This window comes from Pantoea sp. ABR1s (assembly GCF_057812235.1).
Genome location: NZ_CM173823.1, coordinates 3,087,515 through 3,099,813, shown reverse-complemented (window position 1 = coordinate 3,099,813; position 12,299 = coordinate 3,087,515). Strand labels below are relative to the sequence as shown.

Annotated in this window: 15 protein-coding genes and 1 other RNA gene; 9 read left to right on the top strand and 7 right to left on the bottom strand. The window is 54.9% G+C overall.

The window, feature by feature from the left end; translation table 11 throughout:
• Window positions 1–9: 9 nt before the first annotated feature.
• The 4 genes from ACXKZD_RS14695 to amtB all read left to right on the top strand — a co-directional run bounded on the left by ACXKZD_RS14695 (window position 10) and on the right by amtB (window position 5,464).
• Complete coding sequence (locus tag ACXKZD_RS14695) at window positions 10–1,779, top strand: SmdA family multidrug ABC transporter permease/ATP-binding protein (protein ID WP_010255867.1); 1,770 nt, start codon at window positions 10–12, stop codon at window positions 1,777–1,779.
• Window positions 1,772–3,547 carry a SmdB family multidrug efflux ABC transporter permease/ATP-binding protein gene (locus ACXKZD_RS14690; RefSeq protein WP_010671215.1) on the top strand — a complete coding sequence of 592 codons (1,776 nt, stop codon included), beginning with the start codon at window positions 1,772–1,774 and terminating at the stop codon, window positions 3,545–3,547. The genes ACXKZD_RS14695 and ACXKZD_RS14690 overlap by 8 nt, the downstream gene beginning before the upstream one ends.
• A gap of 257 nt (window positions 3,548–3,804) precedes the next feature.
• The gene (glnK, locus tag ACXKZD_RS14685) at window positions 3,805–4,143 is read left to right on the top strand and encodes a P-II family nitrogen regulator (protein ID WP_003850469.1); all 339 of its coding nucleotides are present in this window, start codon (window positions 3,805–3,807) and stop codon (window positions 4,141–4,143) included.
• 34 nt (window positions 4,144–4,177) lie between these two features.
• On the top strand, window positions 4,178–5,464 hold the full coding sequence (amtB, locus tag ACXKZD_RS14680; protein WP_010255877.1) for an ammonium transporter AmtB: 1,287 nt from the start codon (window positions 4,178–4,180) through the stop codon (window positions 5,462–5,464).
• Window positions 5,465–5,516: 52 nt separating this feature from the next.
• Here the strand turns inward: amtB and tesB are convergent, their stop codons facing one another.
• A complete protein-coding gene (gene tesB / locus ACXKZD_RS14675; RefSeq protein WP_010255880.1) occupies window positions 5,517–6,380 on the bottom strand; it encodes an acyl-CoA thioesterase II in 864 nt (287 codons plus the stop codon).
• A 190-nt stretch (window positions 6,381–6,570) separates the two neighbouring features.
• Between tesB and ACXKZD_RS14670 the strand changes: the two genes are divergently transcribed.
• Window positions 6,571–7,128: a YbaY family lipoprotein gene (locus tag ACXKZD_RS14670; protein ID WP_010255881.1), complete on the top strand. Its 558-nt coding sequence runs from the start codon at window positions 6,571–6,573 to the stop codon at window positions 7,126–7,128.
• Window positions 7,129–7,167: 39 nt separating this feature from the next.
• On the opposite strand, the gene ACXKZD_RS14665 is transcribed toward ACXKZD_RS14670, so the two are convergent.
• Entirely contained in the window at window positions 7,168–7,479 is a 312-nt protein-coding gene (locus tag ACXKZD_RS14665) for an MGMT family protein (protein ID WP_031293095.1), read from the bottom strand.
• A 175-nt stretch (window positions 7,480–7,654) separates the two neighbouring features.
• On the opposite strand from ACXKZD_RS14665, the gene ffs reads away from it, so the two are divergent.
• Window positions 7,655–7,751, top strand: an RNA gene (ffs, locus tag ACXKZD_RS14660) — signal recognition particle sRNA small type.
• A gap of 134 nt (window positions 7,752–7,885) precedes the next feature.
• Here the strand turns inward: ffs and ACXKZD_RS14655 are convergent.
• The 3 genes from ACXKZD_RS14655 to ACXKZD_RS14645 all read right to left on the bottom strand — a co-directional run bounded on the left by ACXKZD_RS14655 (window position 7,886) and on the right by ACXKZD_RS14645 (window position 9,004).
• Window positions 7,886–8,101 (bottom strand): HHA domain-containing protein, encoded by a 216-nt coding sequence (locus tag ACXKZD_RS14655; RefSeq protein ID WP_003850458.1) that lies wholly within the window; start codon window positions 8,099–8,101, stop codon window positions 7,886–7,888.
• A gap of 24 nt (window positions 8,102–8,125) precedes the next feature.
• Window positions 8,126–8,503 (bottom strand): Hha toxicity modulator TomB, encoded by a 378-nt coding sequence (gene tomB / locus ACXKZD_RS14650; RefSeq protein WP_003850455.1) that lies wholly within the window; start codon window positions 8,501–8,503, stop codon window positions 8,126–8,128.
• Between the two features lie 147 nt (window positions 8,504–8,650).
• On the bottom strand, window positions 8,651–9,004 hold the full coding sequence (locus ACXKZD_RS14645; RefSeq protein ID WP_010255885.1) for a hypothetical protein: 354 nt from the start codon (window positions 9,002–9,004) through the stop codon (window positions 8,651–8,653).
• Window positions 9,005–9,345: 341 nt separating this feature from the next.
• On the opposite strand from ACXKZD_RS14645, the gene ACXKZD_RS14640 reads away from it, so the two are divergent.
• The 3 genes from ACXKZD_RS14640 to ACXKZD_RS14630 are packed head-to-tail and all read left to right on the top strand — an operon-like array spanning window position 9,346 to window position 11,744.
• Complete coding sequence (locus tag ACXKZD_RS14640) at window positions 9,346–10,014, top strand: metal ABC transporter ATP-binding protein (protein WP_488981699.1); 669 nt, start codon at window positions 9,346–9,348, stop codon at window positions 10,012–10,014.
• Window positions 10,011–10,850, top strand: a complete 840-nt coding sequence (locus ACXKZD_RS14635; protein WP_010671217.1) for a metal ABC transporter permease — start codon at window positions 10,011–10,013, stop codon at window positions 10,848–10,850. Before ACXKZD_RS14640 ends, ACXKZD_RS14635 begins: the two co-directional genes overlap by 4 nt.
• 15 nt (window positions 10,851–10,865) lie before the next feature.
• Window positions 10,866–11,744 (top strand): metal ABC transporter substrate-binding protein, encoded by an 879-nt coding sequence (locus ACXKZD_RS14630; RefSeq protein WP_022626109.1) that lies wholly within the window; start codon window positions 10,866–10,868, stop codon window positions 11,742–11,744.
• Window positions 11,745–11,789: 45 nt separating this feature from the next.
• Here ACXKZD_RS14630 and ykgO read toward each other — a convergent pair whose 3' ends face one another.
• Both ykgO and ACXKZD_RS14620 read right to left on the bottom strand, forming a co-directional pair.
• On the bottom strand, window positions 11,790–11,930 hold the full coding sequence (gene ykgO / locus ACXKZD_RS14625) for a type B 50S ribosomal protein L36 (RefSeq protein WP_010255896.1): 141 nt from the start codon (window positions 11,928–11,930) through the stop codon (window positions 11,790–11,792).
• Between the two features lie 11 nt (window positions 11,931–11,941).
• Window positions 11,942–12,196 (bottom strand): type B 50S ribosomal protein L31, encoded by a 255-nt coding sequence (locus tag ACXKZD_RS14620; RefSeq protein WP_010671219.1) that lies wholly within the window; start codon window positions 12,194–12,196, stop codon window positions 11,942–11,944.
• Window positions 12,197–12,299: the final 103 nt, after the last annotated feature.

Genomic DNA, 12,299 nt, shown 5'->3' with positions numbered 1-12,299 from the left:
AGCAGCGTTGTGCGATTATTCAGTCAATTAAGTTGGTATTTTCTGCGGGAGTGGCGGCGCTATCTGGGCGCGGTCCTCCTGCTGATTGTTATTGCTATTCTGCAGCTGCTGCCACCGCATGTGGTCGGGGTGATTGTCGATGGCGTGACGCGTGACAACATGAGCACCAGCCGCATCATGATGTGGATTGGGATCATGCTGGCAACGGCAGTGGTGGTCTATCTGCTGCGCTATGTCTGGCGCGTGCTGCTGTTTGGTGCCTCCTACCAGCTGGCGGTTGAGCTGCGCGAAGATTTCTATCGCCAGCTGAGTCGTCAGCAACCGGCATTTTATCTGCGTCACCGCACCGGCGACCTGATTGCGCGCGCCACCAACGACGTGGATCGGGTGGTGTTTGCGGCCGGGGAAGGAGTACTGACGCTGGTCGACTCGCTGGTCATGGGCTGCGTGGTGCTGCTGGTAATGAGCACGCAGATCAGCTGGCAGCTGACGCTGCTTGCGCTGGTGCCGATGCCCATTATGGCCATCGTGATCCATCGCTACGGTAATCAACTGCACCATCGCTTTAAGCTGGCACAGGCCGCCTTCTCCAGTCTTAACGATCAGACGCAGGAGAGCCTGACCAGCATCCGGATGATTAAATCCTTTGGCCTTGAACAGCATCAGTCGCAGCAATTTTCCGATATCGCCCGCGATACCGGTGAAAAAAACCTGCGCGTGGCGCGGGTCGATGCCCGTTTCGATCCCACTATCTATATCGCTATCGGCTTCTCAAACCTGCTGGCGATTGGTGGCGGCAGCTGGCTGGTCTGGCATGGAGAGATGACGCTGGGGCAGCTCACCAGCTTTGTGATGTATCTCGGCCTGATGATCTGGCCGATGCTGGCGCTGGCGTGGATGTTTAATATTGTTGAACGCGGCAGCGCCGCCTGGAGCCGTATCGGCGCGCTGCTGGCGGAAGCACCAGCGGTGGAAGATGGCGATAAGTCACTGCCATCTGAACCGGGCACGCTGCAGGTCGCGATTCGTGCCTTTAACTATCCGGCCAGCGTGGGTCCGGTCTTAAGCGATGTCAGCTTCCAGCTGAAACCCGGCGAGATGCTGGGGCTGTGCGGACCAACCGGCAGTGGCAAAAGTACGCTGCTTAGCCTGATTCAGCGCCACTTTGATATTCAGCAGGGCGACATCCGTTATCATCAGATCCCGCTGCCGCAATTGCGGCTGGACAGCTGGCGCAGCCGTCTGGCCGTGGTCAGCCAGACACCGTTCCTGTTCTCAGACAGCGTGGCGAACAATATTGCGCTGGGAAAACCGGGCGCAACCCAGCAGGAGATTGAGCATGCCGCCACGCTGGCCTGCGTTCATGACGATATCCTGCGTTTGCCGCAGGGCTATGAAACGGAAGTCGGGGAGCGCGGTGTGATGCTGTCGGGTGGGCAGAAGCAGCGTCTTTCGATTGCCCGGGCGCTGCTGCTGAATGCGGAAATCCTGATTCTGGACGACGCGCTTTCCGCGGTCGATGGCCGTACCGAACACGAAATCCTGCATAACCTGCGCATCTGGGGGCAGGGACGCACGCTGATTATCAGCGCGCACCGCTTATCGGCGCTGACGGAAGCCAGTGAAATCCTGGTCCTGCAGCAGGGCAGAGTGGCGCAGCGGGGCGACCACGACGCCCTGACCGGCAGTGCTGGCTGGTATCGGGACATGTACCGTTACCAGCAACTGGAAGCGGCGCTGGATGATGATGAAAATGAGAAAGGAGTGCCGCATGGCTAAGTCTGCACGCTTGTGGCCTACCCTGAAGCGTCTGCTGAGCTACGGTAAGCCGTGGCGTAAATCCCTGTCGCTGGCGGTAGGGATGCTGTGGATCGCTGCCGCGGCGGAAGTGACCGGACCGGTGCTGGTCAGCTACTTTATCGATAACCTGGTGGCGAAACATCAGATGCCCTGGGGAGTGGTCGCCGGACTGGTGGTCAGTTTTATCCTGCTACAGCTGCTGGCCGCCGGGCTGCACTACTGGCAGGCGCTGTTGTTTAACCGAGCCGCTATCGGCGTGGTACAGCGGTTACGCAGTGACGTGATGAATGCCGCACTCTGTCAGCCGCTGAGTGCCTTTGATACCCAGCCGGTCGGGCAGATTATTTCACGCGTGACTAACGACACCGAAGTCATCCGCGATCTCTACGTCACGGTGGTTTCAACCGTGCTGCGCAGTGCCGCACTGGTCGGCGCCATGATGGTGGCGATGTTCAGCCTTGACTGGCGTATGGCGCTGGTGGCGATGATGATCTTCCCGCTGGTACTGGTGGTGATGTTCATCTATCAGCGTTACAGCACGCCCATTGCCCGTCGGGTTCGCAGCTATCTGGCAGACATCAATAATGGCTTTAACGAAGTCATCAGCGGTATGAGCGTGATCCAGCAGTTTCGTCAGCAGGCGCGATTTGGTGAGCGAATGGGCGAAGCAAGCCGCTCTCACTATCTGGCGCGAATGGAAACGCTGCGTCTGGATGGTTTTCTGCTGCGTCCGCTGTTGAGTCTGTTTTCAGCGATGGTGTTGTGTGGGCTGCTGATCCTGTTTAGTTTCTCGATGCCTGGCGTGTTTGAAGTGGGGGTACTCTATGCCTTTATTACCTATCTGGGGCGTCTGAATGAGCCGCTGATTGAGCTGACCACTCAGCAATCGATGCTGCAGCAGGCGGTAGTTTCAGGTGAGCGTATTTTCGAACTGATGGATGCTGCACAGCAGCAGTATGGTGCCGATCAGCAACCGCTGGCTTCAGGTCGTATCACCCTGAACAATCTGAGCTTTGCCTACCGTGAAAACCGCGATGTGCTCAGTGATATCAATCTTGAGGTTGCCCCACGCGAGTTTGTGGCGCTGGTGGGACATACCGGCAGCGGTAAAAGCACGCTGGCGAACCTGTTAATGGGTTACTACCCGGTGACGCGCGGCGAGATCCGCATTGATGATCGACCCATTAGCGACCTGAGCCATGCCGTGCTGCGGCGCGGTATCGCGATGGTGCAGCAGGATCCGGTGGTGCTGGCCGATACGCTGCTGGCGAATGTGCGGCTGGGACGCGACATCAGCGAAGAGGCCGTCTGGACGGTGCTGGAACAGGTGCAGCTGGCTCCGCTGGCGCATGCGTTGCCGGAGGGAATACATACCCGGCTGGGCGAGCAGGGCAATAATCTGTCGGTCGGGCAGAAGCAGCTGCTGGCACTGGCCCGGGTGCTGGTTGATCTGCCGCAGATACTGATCCTCGACGAAGCGACGGCCAATATTGATTCCGGCACCGAGCAGGCTATTCAGCAGACGCTTGAGACGCTGCGCCAGCACAGCACGCTGGTGGTGATTGCTCATCGCCTCTCAACGATTATTGAAGCAGACAAGATTCTTGTGCTGCATCGTGGTCGTGTGGTTGAGCAGGGTACGCATCAGCAACTGCTGGCGATGCAGGGACGTTACTGGCAGATGTATCAGCTGCAGCAGGCAGGTGAAGATCTGGTATCGGGCGTCGCTGTAACAACTGAAGGCTGAGTTGCACCTTTTTTGCGCACCTTTATCAGATTAATCTGTATAAATGCACTCCTTTGACGCCTGAAGCACCAAAGGAGTGCAGCCCTCCGCTGCAATTTCCCCTGTACGGCCTCTCTGTTTCTCATCCTCTTTAAAGCATCCCTTGTCGCGTCTCGCCTGAACAACGTATTACCGTCATTTTCACACTCTGGCACAGGCTTTGCTTATATCCCTGCGTGTCCGTAAACGTTACCTATTTACTCGCTGGAGGGGATCCAATGAAGCTGGTTACCGTCGTAATTAAGCCATTCAAGCTGGAGGATGTACGTGAAGCTTTATCCTCTATCGGCATTCAGGGACTGACCGTCTCCGAAGTGAAAGGTTTTGGCCGTCAGAAGGGCCATGCAGAGCTTTATCGTGGCGCAGAGTACAGCGTGAACTTCCTGCCTAAGGTCAAAATTGATATCGCTATTGCCGACGATCAGTTAGACGAAGTGGTGGATGTCATCAGTAAAGCGGCTTACACCGGCAAAATTGGCGACGGTAAAATTTTCGTAGCTGAACTGCAGCGCGTCATCCGTATTCGTACCGGCGAGACCGACGAAGCCGCTCTGTAATAAAGACTCAGTACTGTGATGGGATGGAATAAAAATGAATAAAATTTTCGCTAAGTTGGGCCTCACCAGCCTGGCACTGTTACCCTCACTCGCAATGGCTGCGCCTGCCGTTGCGGACAAGGCTGATAACGCATTTATGATGATTTGCACCGCGCTGGTGCTGTTTATGTCAATTCCAGGTATCGCGCTGTTTTATGGTGGTTTGATTCGCGGTAAAAACGTGCTGTCGATGCTGACTCAGGTTGCCGTCACCTTCTCACTGGTCTGCGTATTATGGATGGTTTACGGCTATTCACTGGCGTTCAGTGAAGGCAACGCCTTCTTTGGCAGCTTTAACTGGGTGATGCTGAAAAACATTCAGCTGACCGCCGTCATGGGCAGCTTCTATCAATATATTCATGTCGCGTTCCAGGCCTCGTTTGCCTGTATCACGGTGGGCCTGATTGTCGGTGCTATCGCAGAACGCATCCGTTTCTCTGCCGTACTGATTTTTGTCGGCGTCTGGCTGACCCTGGCTTACCTGCCTATCGCGCACATGGTGTGGGCTGGCGGTTTCCTGGCACAGGATGGCGCGCTGGACTTTGCTGGCGGCACCGTGGTGCATATTAACGCCGCTGTCGCCGGTCTGGTGGGCGCTTATCTGGTGGGCAAACGTGCCGGCTTTGGTAAAGAGGCCTTCAAACCACACAACCTGCCAATGGTATTCACCGGCACCGCCATTCTGTATGTCGGCTGGTTCGGTTTCAACGCCGGTTCTGCTTCTGCAGCAAACGAAATCGCGGCGCTGGCCTTCCTGAACACCGTTGTCGCAACAGCGGGCGCCGTGTTGTCATGGACCTTTGGCGAGTGGGCGGTACGTGGTAAGCCTTCGCTGCTGGGTGCCTGTTCAGGCTTTATTGCCGGGCTGGTAGCGATTACGCCTGCCTGTGGTTATGTCGGCGTCGGCGGTGCATTAATTATCGGCCTGGTTGGCGGACTGGCGGGACTGTGGGGCGTGACCACCCTGAAAAAATGGCTGCGCGTGGATGATCCCTGCGATGTGTTCGGCGTGCATGGCGTGTGCGGCATTGTCGGCTGTATCCTGACTGGCGTGTTTGCCTCCTCTTCACTGGGCGGCGTAGGCTACGCAGAGGGGGTCACCATGGGCCATCAGGTCTGGGTACAGCTCTTCAGCGTGGGCCTGACTATCGTCTGGTCGGGCGTTGTCGCCTTCATCGGCTTCAAGCTGGCTGATTTGATTGTCGGTCTGCGCGTTCCGGAAGAGCATGAGCGTGAAGGTCTGGATGTAAACAGCCACGGCGAGAATGCTTATAACCAGTAACGGATGGGCAGTGAAAAGATCAACCGGGGGCGAGGAATCGCCCCCTTTTTTTTTATTCGCTGCGCTGACGCATCACCCCTTCCTGAACCGTTGAGGCCACCAGCACACCCTGCTGATTGTAGAACTCGCCCCGGACAAAACCCCGTGCGCCTGACGCCGAAGTACTGACTACGCTATAGAGCAGCCATTCACTGAAGTCGAACGGGCGGTGGAACCACATTGAGTGGTCGATAGTGGCGACCTGCATGTCCGGCTCTAAAAAGCCTTTGCCGTGCGGCTGGAGCGCGACCGGCAGGAAATTGAGATCGGAAGCATAGCCGAGCAGATACTGATGGATACGCAAATCGTCGGGCAGTGGGCCGGTGGCACGGATCCAGACCTGGCGTTCAGGCTTATCCACATGGCCCCGGAGAGGATTGTGAATCTGTACCGGGCGGATCTCCAGCGGACGCTCAGCAATGAATTTTTCACGTAGCTTTTCTGGCAGCAGATGCGCCATTTTCTGCGCCATCGCCTGTTCAGTTAACAGATTCTCTGGCCCCGCCACCTGTGGCATCGGATTCTGATGTTCAAAGCCGCTTTCCGGTGACTGGAACGAGGCGGTCATATAAAAAATCGGCTGCCCATTCTGAATGGCACTGACCCTACGTGCGCTGAAACTTTTGCCATCACGCAGCGTTTCAACATCGTAAATAATCGCTTTCTGACTATCGCCGGGCCGCAAAAAATAGCTGTGAAAAGAGTGAATAATTCGATCTTCCGCCACAGTTTGCTTTGCGGCATACAGCGCCTGACCCACCACCTGACCGCCAAACACCTGACGAAGGCCAATATCTTCGCTCTGGCCGCGATATAAACCCTCTTCCAGTTTTTCCAGATTTAATAAATTCAGCAGATTTTGCAGTGCCTGACTCATGGCGCATTCCTCAATATAGTGACCTCCTCAGTGTGAAAGATCGGACCAGTTGACGTCAATCAGACTTTCTACATTGTCGGTGCCAGGCAAAATTTCATTTTTGTGCCAACATTAAGGACATACGGCGAGTGAAGCGCTGTAAGCAGGATTCGCTGCCGACAATCATTTTGATCAAATGGAGACGACATCAATGAAACTCAGGCATGTGTTCAGTGGAGTAGTTATGGCGGTTGCTGTTGTAGGATGCGCCGACAAGAGTAAACCCGTGCCAACGCCAACTCTGGGTTCTGCAGTTGCAGGACAGACGGCGGCGATTGCGCAGCCTAACGTAAGTGGTTCAGTCTTTATCCGCCAGCGCATTGCGCTGCCGCCGGATGCGGTATTAACCGTGACGCTCTCTGATGCGTCCGTCGCCGATGCACCCTCAAAAGTGCTGTCGCAGCGCGTGGTGCGAACCGAAGGCAAACAGGCACCGTTCCAGTTCGTGCTGCCGTTTAACCCAGCCGACATCAAGCCTGATGCACGCATTCTGTTAAGCGCAGCCATCTCAATCGACGGTAAGCTGGCCTTTATCACTGAAGGCGTGAAGCCAGTGATTAACCAGGGTGGCACCAAAGCAGAGCTGCTGCTGGTACCGGTACCGTCTATGGCGATGCCAACCCAGCCGGGCGCAGCGACCACCGTTCCTTCGACCTCACCGACTCAGGTGACGCCGTCTGCTGCGGTTCCTGCTCCAACTCGTCTGTAAACTCATTTCGGGGCGACATTGTCGCCCTTTTTACCCTGTCTAAAATCGCCAGCGATAAGTCTCGAGATCGAGCTGTCCGTCGTCACTCACCTCTATGCCTTCCGCCTCCAGTGCATCCCGCTGCCGCAACAGACGGTCACCCTGAAGAGAAATTGTGCCGTGTCGGTTTACGACGCGATGCCAGGGAAGGGTAGTGCCCTCGGGTAAGCGACTCAGCACGCCACCAACCTGACGCGCCGCGCGCGGAGAACCGGCCAGTAGCGCCACATCGCCATAGGTGGTGACGCGGCCAGCCGGAATAGCGGCAACAATTTGCCAGATGCGTTGCTGGAAAGTGTCTGGCTGATTCATGTACTTATTTCATCAGGAAAAAGGGTTTTAACTTTAGCACGGGGAAAAGGCGGAGAAAGCGTAAAAGCGGTGGTTGTTCAAGAAAACAACGGTTGTCCCGACTACGCTTGCAATTGCCACCTCCTTCCCAGATAATGCCCCCGCTCTCGTAAAGAGGGCTTGTCAATGGGGGCCCTGTTGGTTCTCCCGCAATGCTAGCTTGTGAACTCGGTCAGATCCGGAAGGAAGCAGCCGTAGCAGGTGACGCGTGTGCCGGGATGTAGCTGGCAGGGCCCCCACCACTTTCCCCCTTCGATATTCTCCCCCTAAGCTGCAGACAGGCAAAACCCGCCTGGGCCGATCCTTTGCCGGCAGGCAGGATTATCCGGTACTTTATTGGGGTAAAACTGAGCCGTAAGCGATCAGATTAACGGACAAATTTCCATACTGAACCCGGGACTTTATCGTAGAGCTTGTTCATCGTCAGTTCCGCCAGGCGATGGTCAGCTGCTGAGTAAAATACCGCTAATTCATCTTCCGGTAATTCATACTTATTTTTTTCAATCACCCTTTCCAGGGTATCAAGAGAGCGGCAGCGCCGCAGTCGCATCAAATAATCGGTTTTAGTCAGGGTTTTGTTCATAAATAAACCGTTCTCATGTCTTTACTATAATGAATGGCTCGGTTGCTGGAGAAAAGCGCACTCTTCAGTGAACAGATTAAATAAGCGTTTTGCTGAACGTTGCCACCGCTGAAGATCCGGACTATTGACACCATAATTGCTGAATAGCATAAAAGTATCATCAAGATATTCATCGATTTGCGAAATCAGCGCTTCATCTTCAACGTGCTTAATTTTGTAATTCATGGTGAAAGAGGCGATATGCTCAATCAAATCGTTAAGCTGTAGATTGCTTTCAGAAGTGGGATCATTAACCCAGCCATGATGACTGTCGGTTAATGTTGCCATGCTGTCGTCAAACAGACTCTCACAAAGGTATTTAAGCTGGGCAATATCATGCCGTTTCGGTGAGTATTCGTCCATCTTTTTCCCCTCCATAGCTAGCACAGTTGCCGCAGGGCGGCGAGAGAAGATCACGCGGCCAGGAAGCGATTATTCGGGCAGTTATTAAACGGGATACCTTAAAGATAGTGTAAAACCATTAGTTCTGCTCACCTCCATTACTAAATATTACAATTCATCGCCAGGGGAGGGTTGCTCATTGTCGATCACATCAAACTCAAGTGCACCGGGCTTAATGTGAAAGTTTACCTGTTCTGACTGCGTCACGGTTTCATTTAGATCCAGGCAGGGACTAAATAAATTCCAGTCAAAATCGTAAAGTAATTTAAAACTATTCAGATCCTGGTATTCAACCGAAATGATTTTTAAACTGCCTGGAACTAACCGGGCATTTTGTGAGTACCAGCGTAAATCCCCTACCAGCAAATCGGTTATTTTGAGAATATTCCGCTGAACAATCTCTGCTATTTTTGCGCAGTCCGATTCACCCGCGGCAATATCACATTCAATGCGTGACAGCATATCTGTTCCACTTATAACCGTTAATAAACCTATCATTGGTTTTCTGCAACTGGTTTGCAAGTCAGTTGAGCACAAAACTCTCAGTTTCTGAGATTTGCCAGACGCAGCCGCAGGCCTTATCGCCAGCGCGGGTCTGCCAGTGTGTGCAGCTGGTATTTATCTTTTGATACACAATCCCACATTCAACAGAGAGCAACATCAGGTATCTTTACTGTTATGTTATAACATTATGGTGAAGTAATGCGTCAGAGTGGACTACTTATGTCACTGGGCGGGCGGCTGGGAGTAGCACTGCTATTTATCACGCTGCTTGCTGTGGCAATAAAATGGGGGATCAGCGCATGATCCTGTTTAACGCGCTTCGCGCGGGCTACCAGGGACAGGTTGTGACCCCGGTGATTACCGGCCAGCTCGAAGCCGGCTCGATGACCGCGCTGGTCGGCGCGAACGGTAGCGGCAAATCAACCCTGTTAAAAACCATTGCTGGCTTACTGCCACCGATAGCCGGGCGCTGCGAGCTGCAGGTTGCACGCCGGGATATCGGCTGGTTGCCGCAGCGCACCGAACTTGAGACCCGCTTTCCCCTGACGGTATTTGAACTGGTCTCTATTGGCTGCTGGCCACGCTGCGGCTGGTTCGGCGGCATTAACCGGATACTGCGTCGGGAGATCTGGCTGGCGCTGGAAGCGGTTCAGATGAGTGATTATGCGGATGCGCAGCCCGCGACGTTATCCGGCGGACAACTGCAGCGGGTATTGTTTGCGCGGCTGATGCTGCAGCGCAGCCAGCTCTGGCTTCTGGATGAGCCTTTTAACGGCATTGACAGCCAGACGGTGACGCTACTGATGTCGATCCTTGAGCAGCAGCAGCAGGCCGGAACAACCCTGCTGGTGGTGCTGCACGATCGTCCGCTGGTGGCGCGCTACTTCAGTAACGTGATGTCGATGGATGAACGTGAGGTTAACTGCACCTGCCTGCCAGCTTCCTCTCTGCGGAGTCGTGCGCCGTGACTCTCATTCAACCCTTTATTGAGTTTGGTTTTATGCGACGCGCGCTGGTGGCCTGTCTGGCGCTGGCCGTCAGCGCCACGCCGCTCGGGGTATTCCTCTCCCTGCGACGTATGAGCCTGATTGGCGATGCCTTATCACACGCGGTGCTGCCCGGTGCCGCCATTGGCTATCTGATCTCCGGATTGTCACTGGTCGCGATGGGTGTTGGCGGCCTGATCGCTGGTTTAGCCGTGGCGCTGCTCTCTGGCGCGGTCAGTCGCTACACGCCGCTGAAAGAGGATGCCAGTTTTGCCGGGTTCTATCTGGGTTCACTGGCGCTGGGCGTCACGCTGGTTTCATTACGCGGCTCAAGTGTGGATCTGCTGCACGTTCTGTTTGGCTCGCTGCTGGCGGTAGACAACGCAGCGCTGTTGCTGGTGGGCGGCATCGCTGCCTTTACGCTGATTCTGCTGGCGGTGATCTATCGTCCGCTGGTCATCGATGCGTTTGACGGCGACTTCCTGCGTGCGCAGGGAAAATGGAGCGCGCCGCTGGTGCATGGTCTGTTTTTAATGCTGGTGGTGCTGAATCTGGTGGCGGGTTTTCAGGTGCTGGGCACCCTGATGTCAGTGGGTTTAATGATGTTGCCCGCCGCCAGCGCCCGCTTCTGGAGTCGCCATCTCGCCGCGATGCTGGTTATCGCCATTTTCATGGCAATGATTTCGTCGCTGGCCGGGCTGATGCTCTCCTGGCACTTCTCATTGCCGGCGGGTCCCGCTGTGGTGCTGAGCGCCGCCATGCTGTTTTTTTTCTCCATTCTTACAGGGCCGTGCGGCGGAATTTTACGCCGCCATTAATCTTAAGGGGTATCTATGAAAAAATTACCGGTTAGCCTGGCGCTCGCTGCGCTGTTTGCCACGCCTCTGGCGATGGCCAAAACGGTGGATGTCGTGGCGAGCTTTACCGTGCTGGCTGACATCGCTAAGCAGGTCGGCGGCGATCATGTAAAGGTTAAAAGCCTGGTGGGGCCGAATGGCGATCCTCATACTTTTGAACCGACACCGCAGGACAGTCAGGCGCTGGCGAAGGCCGATCTGGTGTTTGTCAGCGGACTGGGACTGGAAGGGTGGATGGATCGGCTGGTCAGCGCCTCAGGGTATCGCGGTCAGCCGGTTGTCGCCTCAACCGGTGTCACCACCCGCAGCATGGAGGAGGAGGGTAAAACCGTTACCGATCCTCACGCCTGGAACAGCATGCAGAACGGCGTTATCTACGCGACCAACGTGATGAATGCGCTGGTCAAAGCCGATCCTGAAGATGCTCCGGCCATTCGTCAGCGTGGACAGAATTACATTCAGCAACTGCAGGCGCTGGATCGCTGGGCAAAAACCGCCTTTGACGCTGTGCCAGCCGATAAGCGTAAAGTGCTGACCAGTCATGATGCGTTTGGTTACTTTGGACAGCGATATGGCGTGACTTTCCTGGCGCCGGTAGGGTTCTCTACTGAGGCGGAAGCGAGTGCCAGCAACGTGGGTAATTTAATCACTCAGCTGAAGCAGCAGCACATCAATCGCTATTTCATTGAGAACCAGACCGACCCGCGTCTGGTAAAACAGATTGCCAGCGCCACCGGGGCAGAGCCGGGTGGTGAGCTCTATCCGGAAGCGTTATCCACGGCCTCTGGCCCGGCAGCCACCTATCAGGCGGCTTTTAAACACAACGTGAATGCGATGCTGAAGAGCATGCACTAAGCATAAAAAAGGCCGGGCAAGCCCGGCCAGTCATCACGACACAAACTAGCGTTTTTTCTTTCTTCCCTGTACTGCTTTAAACCGCGGGTTCGATTTACAGATAACGTAAATACGGCCTTTGCGGCGGACCACTTTACAATCCCGATGGCGATTTTTTGCTGAACGCAGCGAGCTTAATACCTGCATGATCCTCTCCTCTATTTCTTTCCAAGAAAGCGCCCGAAACGCTGGTTAAAGCGCGCGGTGCTGCCCTCTTTGGCAAAATCTTTCTGTTTACCGGTGTAGAACACATGTGAGGCAGACGACACATCCAGGGTGACGTAGGGCAGCGTTTCGCCTTCAAACTCCACGGTGCGATCGGTTTTGATGGTTGATCCGATTTTGAACCAGACATCAGCCGATGTGTCATGGAAAACCACGTGACGATAGTGAGGATGAATATTCGCTTTCATAATGCACACCTATGTAATGTTATACTATAACAATATTATGCGATGCACAGGCCAGGATTGCAACTGTCCGTGAGACAGGAAAAGCAAGGGGACAGGAAATGAG